Here is a 17,351-nt window from a genome sequence, read left to right on the forward strand (position 1 = left end):
CCGGTACGGCTGGTACTACGGCGGCTACCCGTTCAACAACCCACCTGGACCCACCCCGCACCCACACTGCACCAGTCCTACGACGAACACACCCGCCTCCGCAACGCCGCCGACCTGCAAACCCAACGAACCTACTGGCGCGAACAACTACGCGACCTACCCCGCCAAGGCGAAGGCCGGCCGCAGGAGATCCTGGAACAGACCCCGACCTGGGGCCCCAAGACCGGGCACATCGTCGCCGTCTCGCCCGAGCTGGTGCGGCGCTGGGACCGGGCCGCCGTCGAACACCGCTTCAGCCGGTCCACCTACTTCGCCGCCGCCTACGCCTCGGCGCTGCGCGCCATCCACGGGCAGGACGACATCGCCCTGCTGATGATCGTCGCCCAGCGCGGCAGCCGCGTCCTCGACTCCGCGTTCACGAGCAGGATCAGCAGCAACTGTCTCCGGGTCCGGTTCGGCGGCCCGGAGAAGGATCTGATGCGCGCCCTCCAGCAGACCGCGGACGAGCTGATGGCCGCCCAGGACGTCTCCTTCCTGGAGATGGTCACCGACGACCCGGTCCTCGACCTGCCCCGCGAGGTGATCAACAGCCTGCCCTCGTTCGCCTACCAGGACAACCTCGTCCTCCCGCTGGACCTGCCCGGCTGCCGGACCGAGGAGGTCGTCGAGCCGTACGCCCGGGAGTGGTCCGGTGCCTGCGTCGCCGAGGTGCTGCCCGGCGACGAGAGTGTCCTCCTGCGGGTCACCATCCGTACCGACCTGGTCCCGGCCCCCGCCGCCGAGATCCTGGCCACCGGCATGCTGCGCTTCCTGGAAGCCGGCCCCGAGGTGGTCAGCGACACGCGCTGACCACCGCTCGGCGGCAGCACGCCGGGCTGCTCGCGCGAGCAGCCCGGCGCGCTCCGGTCCGGGTCAGTGGACGAGGGCCGCCGGGCAGTGCGCCAGCAACTCCGCCGGGGCGTGCACGACCAGGTCGGGACCGGCCGCGAGCAGCGCCGCGATGTCCCCGCCGTGCCACGTCGTGGCGACGGCCGTCGCCCCGGCGTCCCGGCCGCTGAGCAGGTCGATCACCGCGTCGCCCACCATCATGGCCTCGTGCGGCGGCACGTCGAGGTTGCCCAGTGCCTGGAGCACGATGTCCGGGGCAGGCTTGGGACGGGCCACCTCGTCGGAGCCGATGACCTGGCCGAAGAGGCCCAGCACGCCGAGTTGGTCGAGCAGGGAGCGGGCCCTCGGGCCGGCCTTGCCGGTGGCGATCCCCATTCGGATGCCACGCGAGTGCAGGGTCTCCAGGGTCTCCCGGACGCCGGGGAAGAGCGGCACGAGGTGGGCCATCCGGTAACTCTCGCGGACGAACGGCTCCTCCATCTCCAGGGGCAGCCCCATCAGGCGCATGATGTCCGGGAAGTACCGGCCCATGTGCCGGTTGTACTCCTCGAACGGTGCCGGCCCGTCGCCCACCACCTCGGCGTACGCGATGCTGAACGCCTCACGCATGACTGCCGAACTGTCGACGATGACGCCGTCGAGGTCGAACACGACCGCGCGGATCGGGCCGCGCGCCGGCGACGGCGGGGTAACCTCGACTGTGGACGATGGACGGCTCATGGCTGCTCCCGGAAGGGGTTGGGGCCGGCGGTGGTTCTCACCCGGCGCGATGGCCCACCAGTGCGTGCTGGCGCTCCGGCCGGGTGGGCCGGGCGCACTGGTAGATCCGTTCGATGATGTCGATGGTCCGGCGGGCCTCGACGACGGCCGCGCCCCGGGCAGCCGGGTCGGCGAGCAGCCCGGGCAGGGCGTCGAGCTGGTGGTCGTACTCCGCGCCGATCGGCTCCCCGGGCAGCGGCAGCCGCACGGTCCGGCCGTCGCGGGTACGCGTCAGCACCGGCGTGGGCTCTCGGTTGGGACTGAAGCCGAAGGTGCAGCGCAGCGTCGCCGACCCGGCGGCGCCGTGCACGGTGACGGTGGTGCGGTCCAGCGACTCGTGCGAGGCCCAGCAGGCGTGCAGGGCGACGGAGGCGCCGGTGTCGGTGAGCAGGAACCCCCGGGCGGTGTCCTCGACGTCGCCGGGAACGTGGCCTGCGGTGTCGGCCCCGCCGCGCCAGGCGGCATGGGCGGCGCTGTCGTTGACGAAGTCGTCCGAGACGCTGCCGATCGCGTGAGTGACCCGGGCCGGGCCGAGCAGCGGCAGCACCGTGTCGAGCAGGTGCCAGCCGAGGTCCACCAGCGCGCCCCCGCCGGACTGGTCGCGGCGGGTGAACCAGCCGCCCGCGTCGGGCACCCCTCGGGCGCGAACCCAGGCCACATCGACGTGCCGGATCGGGCCCAGCCCGCCGGCCACGTCGGCCAGCGCCCGGATGTCGGCCCGGTAACGGGCGGCGCTGCCGGCCAGCAGCACCGCGCCGCCGTCGCGCTCCGCGTCGGCCAGGATGCCCGCCTCGGCGGAGGTCAGGCAGACCGGCTTCTCCAGGAACACCGGTACGCCCCGGCGCAGCAGCCGGACGGCGACGACCGCGTGCAGGTGGTTCGGTACGGCGACCACCGCCAGGTCGACCGTTCCGGCGGGCAGGTCCTCGACGTCGGCGTACGCGGACGCGACGGCGTGGGTGTCGTGGGCCTGATCGCGCACCACGGGCTGCGGGTCGACCACGGCGACCACCTCGAAGCCGGGGTGTGCGGCGAGCCGGGGCAGCCAGATCTCCCGCCCGGCCCAGCCGAGGCCGACCACCGCGACCCGCACCGGCCGGCCGGCCGCGGCCGGGGGCCGGGCCGTCATCCGGCGAGGACGTCGGCGAGCACGGCGGCGATCTCGTGCATCTGCTGCTCCGTGCCGAGCAGGGTGCGGTGGTGCAGCCAGACGCAGTCGGAGTGGATCTGCTCGGTGTTGGGGCAGCGGGCCGCGATCACCTCTGCCGACTCGTCGGGCGCGGCGGACATCCAGAAGCCCTCGCACCGGTAGATCGCCCGGAACGCCACGAACGCCGGGACGCCCCGGGCGATGAGCGCGTCCACCACGGCACGGCGGCGCTCGATGCCGATCCCGGGGATACGGAACATCGCCATGTAGTGCGGGTTGCGGTCGGTGCGGGGGTCGGTCGCCTGCGGGACGACGCCCGGGATCTCGGCGAGCAGGCTCGACAGCAGCGGCCAGCGCTGCTCGCGCAGCGCGATCTGCTCGTCGAGGCGGGTCAGCTGGGCGCGTAGCACAGCGGCGGTGAACTCGCTCATCCGGTAGTTCGAGCCGGTGGTGCTGTGCAGGTACTCGCGGTCGGTGCGGGGCCGGCCGCAGCTGTGCACGAGGAATGCCCGCTCGCGCAGTTCCTCGTCGGGGAAGACGACCGCTCCGCCCTCGCCGGCGGTCATGAGCTTGCCGTTCTGGAAGCTGAAGGCGGCCACCGAGCCGAGCGCACCGGCCCGCCGGCCGCGCCACTGCGCACCGTGGGCGTGTGCCGCGTCCTGCAGCAGTGCCACCCCGGCGTCGGCGGCGAGCTTGTCGAGCGCGTCCATGTCGGCGAACTGCCCGGCCATGTGCACCGGCATGATCACCTTGGTACGCGGGGTCATCGCGGCCTCGACGGCGGCGGGGTCGACGCAGTACGTGTCCAGGTCGACGTCGACCGGCACGGCGACCGCGCCGAGACGCTGCGCGGCCAGCGAGGACGAGATGAACGTGAACGCCGGGACGATCACCTCCGTACCGGGGCCGACGCCGAGCACCTCCAGCGCGACTTCCAGCGCGTGGGTGCCGTTGGTGACGGCAAGCGCGTGGGGGCTGCCGTGGTAGTCACCGAACTCCCGCTCGAAGGAGTCGACCTCACTGCCGCCCATCCGCCACCACTGACCCTGTTCGAGGGCGCGGATCAGTCCGGTTCGCTCTTCGTCGCCGTACTGCGGCCACTCGGGGAACTCGGACACCGTCGAGGGCTGACCACTCATGACTTCCCACTTCCCAACTCGGGCAGACCAGGGGCTTGGGCGGACCATCGGGCGGGACGACCCGAGACCGCCGGTGCGCGGTCCGGGCGCAGCGGCGCACCGGATGGCCGCGCGGTGCGTGACGCCTCCGTCTGGAGCCGGCGGCGTCGCTTCAGCAGGGAGGACGGTAACCGACGCGGATACGCGGTCACCGCCCCTAACAGCCCCTAGCCACCCCTTAGTCCGCCCGCACGTCGGGCGCCGCCGGTTCGCCGGGAGCCGTCGGCGTAGTAAGACTGCGGTGACCAGTCATCAGGCTCTGCGGGACCAGGGCCGGGCCCCACGAGGTGAAGCGTGTCGGACGTACTGCTGCTGAACGGCCCGAACCTGGGCATTCTCGGCCGGCGGGAACCGGAGATCTACGGCACCGACACCCTCGAGGACATCGAACGTGCCGTCGGCGAGGAGGTCGCCGCCCGGGGCTGGGGTGTGGTCGCCGAGCAGCACGACTGCGAGGGTGCGCTGATCCGTACGATCCAGAACAGCTACGACACGGTGGGCGCGATCGTCAACCCGGGTGCCCTGATGATCGCGGGCTGGAGCCTGCGCGACGCGCTGGCCAACTACCCCCGGCCCTTCGTCGAGGTGCATCTGTCCAACGTGTGGGCGCGGGAGAGCTTCCGGCACGACTCGGTGATCGCCCCGCTGGCCAGCGGGGTGATCGTCGGGCTCGGAGCGCTGGGCTACCGGCTGGCCGCGCGCGCCCTCACCGCGACCGTCCGATGACGACCGGGCACCCCGCCGTCCGGTGCCGTGGGCGCCGGCGTGCCGGCGGTACGGTCGTCCGCACGTCCCGACTCTTCCCGAAGGACCTCACGTGGAGATTCCCGTCCTCGTCCTGACCCTCGTCCTCGCGGCCGTGTTCGTGGGCACCGCCGTGCCGAAGCTCACCGGGCAGGCACAGATGCGCGAGCGGATGGACCACCTCGGCGTCTCGCCGGGGCTGACCCGCGTGCTGGGGGTGCTGGAACTCGCCGCGGTCGCCGGGCTGCTGCTCGGCCTGCTCTGGCCGCCCCTCGGCATCGCGGCGGCGATCGGTCTCGCCCTGCAGATGACGGGCGCGGTCGTCTACCACGCCCGGGCGAAGGACCCGGCCGCGACGATCCTGACGCCGGTGATCTTTGCCGTGGCCGCCCTGGCGCTCGTCTACCTGCACGTGCGGCTGGGCTGAGGCCGGCCGTGTCCGGTCCGCAGCGCCACGGCGGCGTCCTCGGCATCGACGTCGGCGGCACCAAGGTCGCGTTGCACGCGGAGGCACCCGGGCGGCCGGCGTACGACCGGACCTTCCGCTGGCCCCGTGGGGCCGCCGACCCGGCCGACGACCTGACGGTGCTGGCCGTCGAGGTGGACCGGCTGCTCGACCGGTGGGGACCGGTGGACGCGGTCGGGGTGGCCATGCCGGCGACCACTGACACCGGGGGCACCGTCACCACCTGGCCTGGGCGCCCCGGTTGGGCGGGCCTCGACCTCACCGGCGCGCTGCGCCGCCTCTTTCCCGACGCGGCGACCGCCGTCGCCGACGACGGTGATCTCGCCGCCCTGGCCGAGGCGCGCTGCGCCGGCGCGGACGACGTGGTCTACCTGGGCGTCGGCACCGGGATCGGCGGCGGCGTCGTGCTGGCCGGCCGGCCGGTGCCGGGCCGGTCCTCCGCCGAGATCGGCCACATGGTCGTCGCCCTCGACGGTGAGCGCTGCGACTGCGGCCGGCACGGCTGCCTCCAGTCCGTCGCGTCCGGCCCCGCCACCCTGCGCCGCGCCGCCGCCCGCCGGGGCGGCGAGGTGGGCTTCGATGACCTACGGGCCGGACTCGACGGGCGCGAGCCCTGGGCGGTGGCGGCGGTCGAGGAGAGCTGCCGGGCGCTGGCGGCGGCGGTGGTGAGCCTCGGCGAGATCCTCGATCCGGCGCTGGCAATCGTGGGCGGCGGGTTCGCCGCCGGACTGCCCGGCTTCGTGCCGCTCGTCGCGCAACGGGCACGCCGCGCCGGCCGGCCCGGGCGCCCGGCGCCACCGGTGCAGCCCGCCGCCCTCGGCGGGCTGTCGTCCCTGCACGGCGCGGTGGAGCTGGCTCGTGACCTGACCGGCACGCCGGCTCCCGCGCGCCCCGTCCCCATCGCGTAGAGGAGAGCAGCATGGTCAGGATCGGTGTCATCGTCGGCAGCACGCGACCCGGCCGCAAGGCCGACGCCGTGGCCCGCTGGGTGCGCGACGTCGCCGCCAAGCGGGGCGACGCCACTGTCGAGCTGGTCGACATCGCCGACTACGCCCTGCCACACTTCGACGAGGTGCTGCCGCCGTCGATGGCGCCGTCGCGACGCCCGGCCGTGCGCCGCTGGGCGACGACCGTGGCCGGGTTCGACGGCTTCGTCTTCGTCACGCCGGAGTACAACCACTCCATCCCGGGCGCGCTGAAGGATTCCCTCGACTTCCTCTACCAGGAGTGGCAGCACGCCGCCGCCGGCCTCGTCAGCTACGGCGTGCACGGCGGCACCCGGGCGGCGGAGCACCTGCGGCTGGTGCTCGGGCAGCTCGGCGTCGCCGACGTCCGCTCCCAGGTCGCGCTCTCGCTGACGACCGACTTCGTCAACTTCCGCGACTTCCGGCCGGCCGCGCACCACGAGCAGGCCCTCGGCACCATGCTCGACGAGGTGGTCGCCTGGGCCGGCACACTGCGGACGCTGCGCCGGGCCTGACGCCGCTGCGGCTGCGCGGGCCGGCGACCGGGCTCGGGCACCGGCGTCGACCCGCCCGGCCCCGGCACGGCACGGCACGGCGGGAAACGAGCCCGCATCGGCCACGGCGGAGGACGAAGGGACACCCTGGAGCGACGCCCGCCGTCGTAGGCCGGGCCGACCCCGCGTAGTGCGGCGACCGCCACCGCGAGACCACCGGCGGTGGTGGCCTCCACCCATGATCGGCTGTCCTCTGTCACCGCTGCGGCATGGCACGATGGCCGTGTCCTGCGCCGCCGGTGGCCGGGCACGACACTGATGGAGTCGGGATGTCAGAACCGGCCGGCACGCCGGTGCCAGGATTGGCGAAGCTGTGGACGTACGACCCGGTCACCGCCGGCCGGTATCGGCTGCTCGGCCGGCTGGGCGCGGGTGGGCAGGGGGTCGTCTACCTCGGTGAGGACGACGCTGGTGACCGCGTCGCGGTCAAGATGGTCAACGTCGATCTGACTGATGCACGGGCGCGGTCGCAGTTCGTGAAGGAGATCGCCGCCGCGCGCCGGGTCGCTCCGTTCTGCACCGCGCAGGTGCTCTTCGCCGAGGTCGACGGCGAGCGTCCCTACGTGGTCAGTGAGTTCATCGAAGGCCCGACCCTGCACCGGCACGTCCGCGAACACGGCCCGGTGACCGGCAACGCCCTGCACCGGCTCGCGGTCGGCACTGTCACCGCGCTCGCCGCGATCCACAGTGCCGGCGTGGTGCACTGCGATCTGAAGCCGGACAACGTGGTGCTGGGCAAGGACGGCCCCAGGGTGATCGACTTCGGCATCGCTCGCGCGCTGGGCGTGACCGAGACGGCGTCCAGCCGGGTCATGGGGACCACCGCGTACATGGCACCCGAGCGGTTCCGCAACGACGCGGTCGGTCCGCCCTGCGACGTCTTCGCCTGGGCGGCCACGATCGCGTTCGCTGCCGGTGGCCGGCCACCCTTCGGCAATGATTCGCTCTTCGCCGTGATGCACCGGGTGCTGCACGATCCGCCCGACCTGCCGGCGTTGCCTCCCGTGCTGGACGAGCTGATCCGGGAGTGCCTGGCGAAGGATCCGGCGGATCGGCCGGGTGCCGAGCAGGTGCTGGTGCGGCTGCTGCGGCAGGACGCCACGGCCACCGTGCCGCTACGTCGGGAGAGCCTGCTCGAGGTCGGCAACGAGACCGCGGGCACACCGACGCCGAACCATCCCCTTCCCCGGATCACGCCGACGGCACCGCAGCCGCGCCCGACGCAGCCACAGCCACAGCCGACGGTGCCGACCCAGGCCCGGCCGACGCAGCCGGCACACCCACAGATGACGACCCAGCCGGCGTACCTGCCGGCGACGGAGCCCGGCGTCGGCAACGGGTCCGGCGGCGCGTTGCGGCGACTGCGTCGTGAGGCCCTCGACGCTTGGGGCATCTCGACAGCGCTCTTCCTCGGCTCGGCCGGCGCCGCCGCCGGCTACGTCGCGTCGAGCGCGATCGGCCCGGCCGCCGCAGCCGGGGCGGTCGCCTTCGTCGTGGTCTACCTGGTCCGGCTGCTGGTCGCTACGGCGGTCGGGGGACGGTCCGACCGCCCGTGACGCCGCGGCAGGGGTCCGGGCCGCCGGCTGGCGCCGGATCGATAGGTTGACGGCCATCAGCCCCCGCCGAGGAGGACGCCCCGATGACCCCATCCGTTACCCGCACGCGGCAGTGGTTGCCCTACACCGCCGCCGTCACCGCCGGGCTGGTGGCCATCGCCGGGGCCTTCGTGTTCGTCCAGCAGCGCGATGCGGGCAGCGAGGTGCCCCGCACCGACTGCGCCACCACCCTCCAGGTCAACTCGTCGACGGAGAAGGCGGCGCTGCTGGTCGACCTGGCCGAGCGCTACAACCGCAGCAGCCGGTCGATCGACGGCGGTGGCTGCGCCCAGGTGCACGTCAGCGCGCTCAACTCGGGCCAGGCCACCGAGGCGCTGGCCACCGGCTGGACCCGCACCGGCCTGCCGCAACCACAGGTCTGGCTGCCGACGTCGAGCCTGTGGACCGGCCAGCTCCGGCTGCTCGACCAAGCCGCCGGGCGAGCACCGCAGACCCCGGACCGCTACCCGTCGATCGCCAACAGCCCACTGGTGATCGCGATGCCGCAGCCCAAGGCCGAACTGATACGCCGGCGCGGGCCGCTGGGCTGGGGCGAGATCCTGGGCCTGTCCGGGCGGGACGGGTGGGCGGGCTTCGGCAAGCCGGAGTGGGGCCGCTTCACCTTCGGCAAGGACAACCCCAACCTGTCCACCTCCGGGCTGGCGGCGACCATCGCCACCTACTACGCGGCGGTGCAACGGTCCAGCGACCTGACCCGGTCCGACCTTGCCGACCCCGCGGTCACCCAGTTCGTCCGCCGGATCGAGGCCAATGTGTCGCACTACAGCGACGATTCGGTGGACCTGCTGCGCAGCCTCGCCGAGGCGGACCTGGCGGGCGGCGCGGGCAGTACGGACGACATGAGCGCCATCGTCCTCCAGGAGGAACTCGTAGACCTCTACAACACGGGTGCGCTGAGCCCTCGGCAGGACGGGCAGGAGCGGGGCCGCAGGCCGAACGTCCCGCTGGTCGCCGTCCACCCCGAGGAGGGCACGTTCAACCTGGACCACCCGTTCGTGGTGCTGCCCTCCGCCGACGAGCGGCAGCGGGCGGCGGCGACCGACTTCCTGGCCTTCCTGACCGAGGACGCCCAGCAGGAGAGCTTCGCCCGCCTCGGCTTCCGGGACCACGAGCGCCGAGCCTCGGCGGAGCTGCTCGCCAACGTCGGCGCCGAGCCCACCGGCGGGCTGAGCTACTTCGAGCCCCCGGACCCGCAGGTGGTCGGCGCGATGCTGGACGGCTGGCGGACGCTCCGCAAGAAGGCCAACATCCTGATAGCCCTGGACACGTCCGGGTCCATGCAGGCGATGGTCGGCACCCGCACCCGCTTCCAGGTCGCCTCAGCAGCGGCGGGCAAGGGCCTCGCGCTGCTCAACACCGAGGACCGGGTGGGTCTCTGGTCGTTCTCCTCGGAGACCCCGAAGCGGCCGAAGAGCCCCTACCGAGAGGAGATCCCTCTCGGCGAGTTCGACCAGAAGCGGATCAACAGCAAGATCGCCGGCCTGCACGTCGACGGCGGCACCGCGCTCTACGCGACGGTCCGGGCCGCACACCGAGAGCTGCTCGACCGGTACGACCCACAGCGGATCAACGCGATCGTCGTGCTGACCGACGGCAAGAACGAGTACCGGCAGGACAACGACCTGGCCCGCCTGCTCACCGAGGTCGCCCTGGACCCGCGGCGTCCGGTGAAGGTGTTCTGCATCGCCTTCGACCGGGAGTCGGACTTCGCCACCCTGGACCGGATCGCCAAGGCATCATCGGGCAAGGCCTTCGACGCGACCGATCCCGCCAAGATCGACGAAGCGTTCGTGAAGCTGGTCAGCAGCTTCTGACGCCGTCGCGCCCCGCTCGCCACGAGCCCGCGGCGCGACCGACGGTCTCCGCAGCCGCGGCGGTAAGCAGCGCCGGTCGGAGTAGGGAGCACCCCGACACCGGACCGGTCCGCCGACGCCCTGACCTCGGCGTACAACGGGTGCCGGGCCTGGTGCCGGGAGTCGGGGCGTGCCCGGCCGCCGCGAGAGGCACCGGTCGCCTGGGGCGTGGCCGGGCCCCGCCCGGTCGTGAGCCAGCGGGGCGGGGCTGCCCGCTCAGGCTCCCGGTGCGACGACCAACCGCTCCGCGGCGACCTGCGCCGCGTCGGTGCGTACGACGCCGGCGAACTCGCGGGCGCGGGCGGCCACCTCCGGCCGCAGCGCGGCGCCCAGAGCCTCGGTCAGCGACTCGACGGTCGGCACGGAGCCGGGGTGTGCGGTGCCGATGCCGAGCGCGGACACCCGGCGCGCGAAGTAGTGCTGGTCGTACACCTGCGGTACGACGACCTGCGGCGTCCCGGCCCGCGCGGCCGTGGTCGTGGTGCCCGCGCCGCCATGGTGGACAACCACGGCCACCTCCCGGAACAGGTCCTGCTGGTTCACTTCGCCGACCACCAGGCAGTCGGGTGACCGGTCGACCGGCGAGAGCGGTGCCCAGCCCCGGGAGACGACCAGCCGGCAACCGACCGCGCGCACGGCCCGCACGGCCGTCTCCAGCAGACCCGGGGGTGCGGCGACGCTGCCGAATCCGACGTAGACGCACGGCCCGCCGGCGTCCAGGAAGGCCGTCAGCTCGGCGGGCAGGGCCCGCTTGTCGGGCAGGAGCCAGGCGCCCGGTTGGTAGACGGCCGGATCGGCGACGTCCGGCCAGGGTGCCAGGGTCGGGTCGGTGGCCAGCCACGGCCGGTCGGTGTGGATGTGGTCGCTGACGTCGTCGACCGTGCCCAACCCCACCGCCGACCGCAGCGCGTTGAGGGGCGCGGCGAAGGTGTCGTTGACGTGCCGCAGGTTGGCGGCCCACAGGTCGCTGTTGTCGGCCGACGCGGGCGCCGGGACCTCCCCGAGCACCGGCAGCGGCAGCGGGGGGTGGTGGGGTGAGGGAAGGGCCGCCGGGCAGAGCGCCGCGAAGACGTACGGGATGCCGCGCTTCTCCGCCACGGTGCGGGCGGCGATCTGGAGGCCCGTCGACGCGACGAGGACGTCACAGTCCCGGGCCGCGGCCGACAGCACCTCGAACTGGATGCCGATGGAGGACTCGGCGAGCTTGCGTACCTGCGCGGGCGAGGGTCTTGGCACGGCGGCCCGCGACCTGGGCGCCGCCGACCTGCGCCAGGGCGGGCCGACGGGCACGAAGGGAATCCTGAAGCTGGCCACCCAGCGGGCGAAGTCGGGCGGGGCGCAGAGGCGGACCTGATGGCCGAGGGCCGTCAACCGCGACGCGAGCGCCACCAGTGGTTGGACATCGCCGCGCGACCCGAGAGTCGACAGCAGTACGCGCATGATACTCGCCTTTCCGTCTGTTGCGCCGGATCCGGGCGTGGTTGGGCCAGGCCCGACAGCGTTGTCGGGCCTGGCCGCACCGTCGATCTGCTATCCCCGCGTCGTGGAGCGCCCCGGTACCAGGGCAGCGGGTCGCGCCCTGGCGGCGGTCTGAGCGGGTACCCGGCGCGCGGTGCCGGGCGCGGGTCGGAGGGGCCGCAGGATCAGTACGTGGCCGAGCCCCTCGACCGCGCGCAGCTCGGCCGTGCAGGCCGCGGCCTGCGCCTGGCGCAGGTAGTCCAGCGTCTGCGGGTCGGCGGCGCACATCCCCGGCGTCGAGTCGGCGGTGGCGACCAGGTGGACCTCGCCGGCCAGCAGCAGCGAGGCCGAGATGAACTGGCAGAGTTCCGGCCACAGCAGGTACCGCCAGAAGTCCACGCTGATCACCGCGTCCAGGCTGCCCGGCGGCATGGGCGGGGCGACGCCGAGCAGGTGGAAGTTGGTCCGCCCGATGGGTGCGGCGTAGTCGAAGGTCAACGCCGAGGTGGGCAACCCGGAATCGGCGCGGCCGGTGCCGATCCAGAGCGTGCGGTGCCCCCGCACCTGGCCGGCGAGGCGCGCGGCGGCGGGCCCGATGGCGCAGGCCGACCGCTCGACGCACTCGTCGATGAGCGCGCGATAGTGCAGGATGCGCCGGATCGCCTCGTACCCCATGACGGCGGTGAGGAACTCCCACTCCAGGCACGGATAGAGCCGGGCCGCCTGCTGGAAGTTGGCCTTCATCTCCATCCAGTTGCGGGTGATGTTCTTGTGGTGCGGCAGGTGGACGACCCGGGCGTCGTCGTCGTAGCCGAAGTTGACGCCGTCGGGGAGGCTGCGGTCGACGCGGTAGAACAACTCGACGTCCTCCACGCCGTAGCTCAGACCGAACGCCTCGCGGTAACCACCGACCCGCGCGAAGTGCGCGCTGGACAGCGAGATGTTGTGCGTGTAGGCGATGACCCAGCCGGCCCGGAGCCACTCGCCCCCGTCGTCGGGAAGCCCCGTGGCGAACCGCAGGTCGCCGCCGTGCGGGAAGGCGCGTGCGACCGCGTGCGGCTCCCCGGCCAGCACTGCCGGCAGGTCAGCGAGGCCGATCTCGTCCCGCCGGCCGATCAGCACCGCCGCGTTGCCGGGCACGCTGTGCCAGGCCAGGTGCCGCTCCAGCAGGTCGGGCACCGCCCACGAGTCGGCGTCGAGGAAGACCAGCAGAGGTGCACAGGCACGGCGCGCCCCCTCGTTGCGGGCGACGGAGCGGCCCTTGCGCTCGGCGAGTTCCAGCACGTGCAGGCGAAGACCGGCGCCCTCGGCGAGCGCCTCGGCGTACCCGTCGGACGAGCCACCGTCCCGGACCACGATCACCTCGAAGCGTTCCGGCGGCAGCGTCTGCCGGGTCAGCGCCCGGAGAGTCAGCGCGAGGCACTGCGGATCCTGGTAGGTCGGCATCACCACGCTCAGCGCCGGAGGGTTGGTGGGCAGCGACATGGCGATCCTCTCCGTCAGACGATCTTGCCGTCGGGGGCGGCGACATCGTCAGACGATAACGCTCCGCGACGGCATCATCACGCATCAATAGGGGTCTATAGGGGTGCACTGTCCCACCACGACAGTCGCCGCCTGACCGGAACCTACCCACGCGCAGGAGCAGCAGCCGCGACAGGAAGCAGAGGGTTGGATCAACCCGATTCGGCTGGCGCACTCAGGTACGCCGGGCAGGTTGCGGCTGTCGCGGCTGAGGAGTTCGGTGGTGAGTTGCTGCGCCCATGGCCGGCAGCGAACCTGCTGCGGGGCGTCTCGCTCGGCAGCAAGCAGCGCCTGGAATGTCGCCTGCGGACGTGTAGTGCCAGCGCTGCGTCTTCCCAGTAGCGGGCTCGGCGCTCCGGCATGACGATCCGGGCTGGGTCGACCTGCCGTGCGTAGCGCTGCGTGCAGTGCCACCGCGTCACCATCCGGTCGTGACATCTCGACGTACGGCGCCCGCACCTCGACGCCCCCGCCGGAGCCTGCCCCGCGGGTGCGAAGTACCGCGTCAGCGGCTCGTGCGTCGCAAGGCCGGTCCGCTGGCGGAGAGGAAGTCCTCCAGCGTCCTCGGCGCCGCGCCGGTGACGCGGGCGACGGTATCGGTCACCACCGCGAACCCGCCGGCGCGTACGCGCTCGAACGTCAGCCTGTTGAGGTCTCGTTCGAAGCCCTCGGTCCCGGCCACGGCCTCGTCAACGGTCAGGTCCCGGTGGACCACCGGGTGTCCCGCCGCGTCGGAGAGCAACTCCGCGGTACGCGGCAACGACAGGCTCACCGGACCGGAGAGCTCGTACGTCCGTCCGGCGTGTCCGTCCTCGATCAGTGCCCGCCCGGCGACCGCGGCGATGTCGCGGGCGTCGATCCAGGCCATCTCGGCGCCACCGCTGGGGAACGGCAACTCCCCCGAGTCGGCGATCTGGTGCCGGTAGAAGCGTGGGTCGGTGAAGACCTGCATGAACCAGCCCGGCCGCAGGATCGTCCAAGGGCGGCCACTACCGCGTACCGCGCGCTCGACGCTCGGCGCCCAGCCGGCCGGGTAGTCGGAGCCCGGGTGACCGCCGTCCTTGTCGGACAGCAGGACCACCCGCGTCGAGGGCGAGGTCTGCGCCACGAGCGCCCCGACGAGTTCGGGTGCGTCCGGGCGGTCCGGTCGGACCACGTACACGGCGTCGACGCCGTCGGTCGCCGTCGCCCACCCGGCGGGCTCGTCCCAGGAGAAGGCGACGGGGTGGACGCCGTCGATGCCGACGGTGGACGGATCACCACTGCCGCCGAGCACCTCGACGCCCTGCCGTGCCGCGAGCGACTCCGCCAGCGGAAGCCCCGTCTTGCCTCGGACCCCGGTCACCAGCACCCGGGTCACGTCGTTTCCGGTCGATTTCCGCTGCATCGTGAGCTCCTCTGGTTCGCTACCCGGGTGACACTGCGGACGGCCTCGACCGGTCGAGCGCCGGTCACAACCAGTCGTGTTCGCGGGCGTAACGCGCTGCTTCGTGGCGGGTCCGGGTCTGGGTCTTACGCATGGCGTTGGACAGGTAGTTGCGCACGGTGCCCGGCGCGAGGTGGAGCCGGGTGGCGATGTCGGCCACCGAGTAGCCCTCGCCGGTGACCCGCAGCACGTCGATCTCACGGTCGGTCAGCGGGCAGTCCTCGGTGACCGCGAGCGCTGACACATCCGGGTCGATCCAGCGTTTACCCGCGTGCAGGGTGGCGATGACCGAGGTGATGTGGGCCGGTTCGGCGGACTTGCTGACGAAGCCCTGGATGCCGAGGCGTAACGCCTTGCGCAGCACGCCGGGGCGGGCGTGCCGGGTCAGCATGAGGATCACCTGCTCCGGCCGCGCGCGACGGATCTCGGCGACCGCCTCGAGCCCGTCCATGCCCGGCATCTCCAGGTCGATGACAAGCACGTCGGGCCGTTGCCTCAGAGTGGCCTCGACGGCCGTCCGCCCGTCCTCGGCCTCGGCGAGGACGGTGATCTCGCCCTCCATCGGCAGCAGCGCGGCCAGGGCGGTGCGCAGCAGGACCTCGTCGTCGGCGAGCACGATGGTGGTCATCGGCTGTCCCCCTCCGATGCTGCCGGGGACGCATCGAGGAGAACCGGCGGGAAGACCGCGGCTGTCAGGAACCGCCCGTCGGCCAGTTCGACGGTCAGCTCGCCTCCGTCGTCCGCCACCCGTTGCCGCAGCGCGGAGAGCCCTCTGAGCTTCGGCGGGGAGTCGGCGTTCACCCCGTCGTTCACGATGGTGATGCCCGACTCGGCGAGGGTGATCTGCACCCGGGTGGCCTGCGCGTGCCGCAGGATGTTCGTGGTCGTCTCGCGCAGCACCTGCCCGAGCAGTTCGCTGACGCGGGCGTCGACCTCGGCCTCCCGGGTCACCCGGACGCGGATACCCGCCGCCTCGAACAGGTTCTTCGCGTTCTCGATCTCCGCGGTGAGGTTGAGCCGCCGTTGGCCGTTGGCGAGTTCCTTGGTCTGCGTGATGGTGTCGCTGACCAGCGCGTACGTCTCCCGCAGTTCCTTCTCCGCCCGATCGGTGTCCCGGAGCAGCAGCTTCTGGGCCAGCGCGATCTTCAGCTTGACCACGTGCAGGGTGTGGCCCTGGATGTCGTGCAGGTCGCTGGCGAACCGGACGCGTTCCCGGACCACGGCGAGTTCGGCCTCGCGCTCCCGGGTCTGTTCGAGTTCGCGGATGAGGTCGTAGAACCGCTCCCCCAGCACCGTGAGGAACGTCACCACCACGGTGAGGCCCGTCGGGACGAGGACGTAGGCGACCAGGACGCCCACGGTGTCGTCGCGCTGCACCAGCAGCCGCGCCGCCCCGACGGCGGCGACGTAGGCGAACAGCGCGGCCATCGCCCGGGACCGATGCCGCCCGACCTGGCGCATGGCGAGCGAGCCGACGGCGCAGATGCCCCAGTACGCGTTGGGACTGCCGGTCACCAGCACTCCCAGTGGCCACACCGCTCCGGCGACGACCACGCAGGGCAGGGCGAACCGGGCCAGGTCGTTGGCCGCCCACCGTTCGAAGGCCACCAGGGCCGCCACCGCCCCCGGCGCCAGGACGAGGACGTGCCACCAGGCACGCGCGTCCATGTAGAGCAGAATCACGGCGGCGAAGACCACCGGCGGCAGTGAGGTGACGAGGTTGAGCCGGCGCAGCCTTCTCTGCGTCGAGGCGGTGAAGCGCGGCGCCGGTGCGGTCACCCTCCCAGTATCCGGCGACCGCCGGCCTCGACCAGTGACATCACGTCACATCCGGTCGTGACACCACGCCACTGACCGTCCGGCCGGCTCCGCGCTGTCATAGGTGCATGTCCACCACACCCGTGATCGACGTCGACCGTCTGAACCTGACCTACGGTGACTTCCACGCCGTCAAGGACCTGTCCTTCCAGGTGCGCCCCGGTGAGCTCTACGCGCTCCTGGGCACCAACGGAGCCGGCAAGACCTCGACCCTGGAGGTCGTCGAGGGCCACCGGAGGCAGACCTCCGGCACCGTACGCGTCTTCGGGCACCGCCCCGGTGATCGGCGAGCGGTCCGGCCCCGGATGGGCGTCATGCTCCAGGAGAGCGGCTTCTCCCCGGACCTCACGGTTCGTGAGTCCGTCGGCCTGATCGGTCGGCTCAGCGGACGCACCGACGACGTCGACCGGGTACTCGACCTGGTCGACCTCACCGACCGGGCCGGCCGACGGGTGGCACAGCTGTCCGGCGGGGAGAAGCGGCGGCTGGACTTCGCCACCGCCGCCTACGGCACCCCGGAGCTGATCGTCCTGGACGAGCCGACCACCGGCCTGGACATCTCCTCCCGCGACGCCGTCTGGACGACTGTGGACCGGCTACGCGAGAACGGCGCCACCATCGTGCTCACCACGCACTACCTGGAGGAGGCACAGCAGCGCGCCGACCGCATCGGGCTCATGCACCAGGGCACCCTGCACCGCGAGGGCAGCGTCTCCGAGCTGACCCGAAGCCTGCCGGCCGTCATCAACTTCTCGCTGCCGGCGGCGGTGCCGACGCTGCCGCTGCCGGCCGCGGTCGACGGCGCCGGGAAGGTCCGGGTCGAGACCTTCGCCCTGCAGAAGGATCTGCACGTCCTGCTCCGGTGGGCCCAGGACCACGCCGTCGAGCTGCAGGGACTGGAGGCCGGGCCGACCCGCCTCGACGACGTCTTCCGCGCACTCAACAACTGACC

16 protein-coding genes are annotated in these 17,351 nt (G+C 72.8%); 8 read left to right on the forward strand and 8 right to left on the reverse strand.

The features are described from left to right. Positions 1–849: condensation domain-containing protein (locus NMK34_RS19715; protein WP_318334689.1), on the forward strand; the 849-nt coding region annotated here is incomplete at its 5' end. A gap of 63 nt (positions 850–912) precedes the next feature. Here NMK34_RS19715 and NMK34_RS19720 read toward each other — a convergent pair. The 3 genes from NMK34_RS19720 to NMK34_RS19730 are packed head-to-tail and all read right to left on the reverse strand — an operon-like array spanning position 913 to position 3,936. Continuing rightward, on the reverse strand, positions 913–1,608 hold the full coding sequence (locus NMK34_RS19720) for an HAD-IA family hydrolase (RefSeq protein WP_013477291.1): 696 nt from the start codon (positions 1,606–1,608) through the stop codon (positions 913–915). Positions 1,609–1,645: 37 nt separating this feature from the next. Beyond that, on the reverse strand, positions 1,646–2,776 hold the full coding sequence (locus NMK34_RS19725; protein ID WP_318334690.1) for a Gfo/Idh/MocA family oxidoreductase: 1,131 nt from the start codon (positions 2,774–2,776) through the stop codon (positions 1,646–1,648). After that, the gene (locus NMK34_RS19730; protein ID WP_318334691.1) at positions 2,773–3,936 is read right to left on the reverse strand and encodes a DegT/DnrJ/EryC1/StrS family aminotransferase; all 1,164 of its coding nucleotides are present in this window, start codon (positions 3,934–3,936) and stop codon (positions 2,773–2,775) included. The genes NMK34_RS19725 and NMK34_RS19730 overlap by 4 nt, the downstream gene beginning before the upstream one ends. A 333-nt stretch (positions 3,937–4,269) precedes the next feature. Between NMK34_RS19730 and NMK34_RS19735 the strand changes: the two genes are divergently transcribed. The 6 genes from NMK34_RS19735 to NMK34_RS19760 all read left to right on the forward strand — a co-directional run bounded on the left by NMK34_RS19735 (position 4,270) and on the right by NMK34_RS19760 (position 10,134). Next, complete coding sequence (locus NMK34_RS19735; RefSeq protein WP_318334692.1) at positions 4,270–4,701, forward strand: type II 3-dehydroquinate dehydratase; 432 nt, start codon at positions 4,270–4,272, stop codon at positions 4,699–4,701. A 91-nt stretch (positions 4,702–4,792) separates the two neighbouring features. Further along, positions 4,793–5,146: a DoxX family protein gene (locus NMK34_RS19740; RefSeq protein ID WP_216935526.1), complete on the forward strand. Its 354-nt coding sequence runs from the start codon at positions 4,793–4,795 to the stop codon at positions 5,144–5,146. A gap of 8 nt (positions 5,147–5,154) precedes the next feature. Continuing rightward, positions 5,155–6,093, forward strand: a complete 939-nt coding sequence (locus tag NMK34_RS19745) for an ROK family protein (protein ID WP_318334693.1) — start codon at positions 5,155–5,157, stop codon at positions 6,091–6,093. Between the two features lie 11 nt (positions 6,094–6,104). Then, positions 6,105–6,665: an NADPH-dependent FMN reductase gene (locus NMK34_RS19750; protein WP_013285613.1), complete on the forward strand. Its 561-nt coding sequence runs from the start codon at positions 6,105–6,107 to the stop codon at positions 6,663–6,665. Between the two features lie 308 nt (positions 6,666–6,973). Further along, positions 6,974–8,260 (forward strand): serine/threonine-protein kinase, encoded by a 1,287-nt coding sequence (locus NMK34_RS19755; RefSeq protein WP_318334694.1) that lies wholly within the window; start codon positions 6,974–6,976, stop codon positions 8,258–8,260. Positions 8,261–8,343: 83 nt separating this feature from the next. Beyond that, the gene (locus NMK34_RS19760; RefSeq protein ID WP_318334695.1) at positions 8,344–10,134 is read left to right on the forward strand and encodes a substrate-binding and VWA domain-containing protein; all 1,791 of its coding nucleotides are present in this window, start codon (positions 8,344–8,346) and stop codon (positions 10,132–10,134) included. Between the two features lie 255 nt (positions 10,135–10,389). Here the strand turns inward: NMK34_RS19760 and NMK34_RS19765 are convergent, their stop codons facing one another. From NMK34_RS19765 to NMK34_RS19785, 5 genes are all read right to left on the reverse strand, one after another. Further along, on the reverse strand, positions 10,390–11,613 hold the full coding sequence (locus tag NMK34_RS19765; protein ID WP_318334696.1) for a glycosyltransferase: 1,224 nt from the start codon (positions 11,611–11,613) through the stop codon (positions 10,390–10,392). A gap of 90 nt (positions 11,614–11,703) precedes the next feature. After that, positions 11,704–13,116, reverse strand: a complete 1,413-nt coding sequence (locus NMK34_RS19770; RefSeq protein WP_318334697.1) for a glycosyltransferase family 2 protein — start codon at positions 13,114–13,116, stop codon at positions 11,704–11,706. Between the two features lie 544 nt (positions 13,117–13,660). Then, positions 13,661–14,542: an NAD(P)H-binding protein gene (locus tag NMK34_RS19775; RefSeq protein WP_318334698.1), complete on the reverse strand. Its 882-nt coding sequence runs from the start codon at positions 14,540–14,542 to the stop codon at positions 13,661–13,663. A 64-nt stretch (positions 14,543–14,606) separates the two neighbouring features. Beyond that, complete coding sequence (locus NMK34_RS19780; RefSeq protein WP_318334699.1) at positions 14,607–15,209, reverse strand: response regulator transcription factor; 603 nt, start codon at positions 15,207–15,209, stop codon at positions 14,607–14,609. Then, the gene (locus tag NMK34_RS19785; RefSeq protein ID WP_318334700.1) at positions 15,206–16,360 is read right to left on the reverse strand and encodes a sensor histidine kinase; all 1,155 of its coding nucleotides are present in this window, start codon (positions 16,358–16,360) and stop codon (positions 15,206–15,208) included. The genes NMK34_RS19780 and NMK34_RS19785 overlap by 4 nt, the downstream gene beginning before the upstream one ends. 107 nt (positions 16,361–16,467) lie before the next feature. On the opposite strand from NMK34_RS19785, the gene NMK34_RS19790 reads away from it, so the two are divergent. After that, a complete protein-coding gene (locus NMK34_RS19790) occupies positions 16,468–17,349 on the forward strand; it encodes an ABC transporter ATP-binding protein (protein WP_318334701.1) in 882 nt (293 codons plus the stop codon). Positions 17,350–17,351: the final 2 nt, after the last annotated feature.

Origin of the sequence: Micromonospora sp. BRA006-A (assembly GCF_033433935.1) — a bacterium.
Lineage (GTDB): Bacteria > Actinomycetota > Actinomycetes > Mycobacteriales > Micromonosporaceae > Micromonospora > Micromonospora aurantiaca.

What these genes read in the sequence shown, in the direction of transcription:
- NMK34_RS19720 (WP_013477291.1), bottom strand. Translation starts at nt 1,608, where the DNA reads ATGAGCCGTCCATCGTCCACAGTCGAGGTTACCCCGCCGTCGCCGGCG.
- NMK34_RS19725 (WP_318334690.1), bottom strand. Translation starts at nt 2,776, where the DNA reads ATGACGGCCCGGCCCCCGGCCGCGGCCGGCCGGCCGGTGCGGGTCGCG.
- NMK34_RS19730 (WP_318334691.1), bottom strand. Translation starts at nt 3,936, where the DNA reads ATGAGTGGTCAGCCCTCGACGGTGTCCGAGTTCCCCGAGTGGCCGCAG.
- NMK34_RS19750 (WP_013285613.1), top strand. Translation starts at nt 6,105, where the DNA reads ATGGTCAGGATCGGTGTCATCGTCGGCAGCACGCGACCCGGCCGCAAG.
- NMK34_RS19755 (WP_318334694.1), top strand. Translation starts at nt 6,974, where the DNA reads ATGTCAGAACCGGCCGGCACGCCGGTGCCAGGATTGGCGAAGCTGTGG.
- NMK34_RS19760 (WP_318334695.1), top strand. Translation starts at nt 8,344, where the DNA reads ATGACCCCATCCGTTACCCGCACGCGGCAGTGGTTGCCCTACACCGCC.
- NMK34_RS19765 (WP_318334696.1), bottom strand. Translation starts at nt 11,613, where the DNA reads ATGCGCGTACTGCTGTCGACTCTCGGGTCGCGCGGCGATGTCCAACCA.
- NMK34_RS19770 (WP_318334697.1), bottom strand. Translation starts at nt 13,116, where the DNA reads ATGTCGCTGCCCACCAACCCTCCGGCGCTGAGCGTGGTGATGCCGACC.
- NMK34_RS19775 (WP_318334698.1), bottom strand. Translation starts at nt 14,542, where the DNA reads ATGCAGCGGAAATCGACCGGAAACGACGTGACCCGGGTGCTGGTGACC.
- NMK34_RS19780 (WP_318334699.1), bottom strand. Translation starts at nt 15,209, where the DNA reads ATGACCACCATCGTGCTCGCCGACGACGAGGTCCTGCTGCGCACCGCC.
- NMK34_RS19790 (WP_318334701.1), top strand. Translation starts at nt 16,468, where the DNA reads ATGTCCACCACACCCGTGATCGACGTCGACCGTCTGAACCTGACCTAC.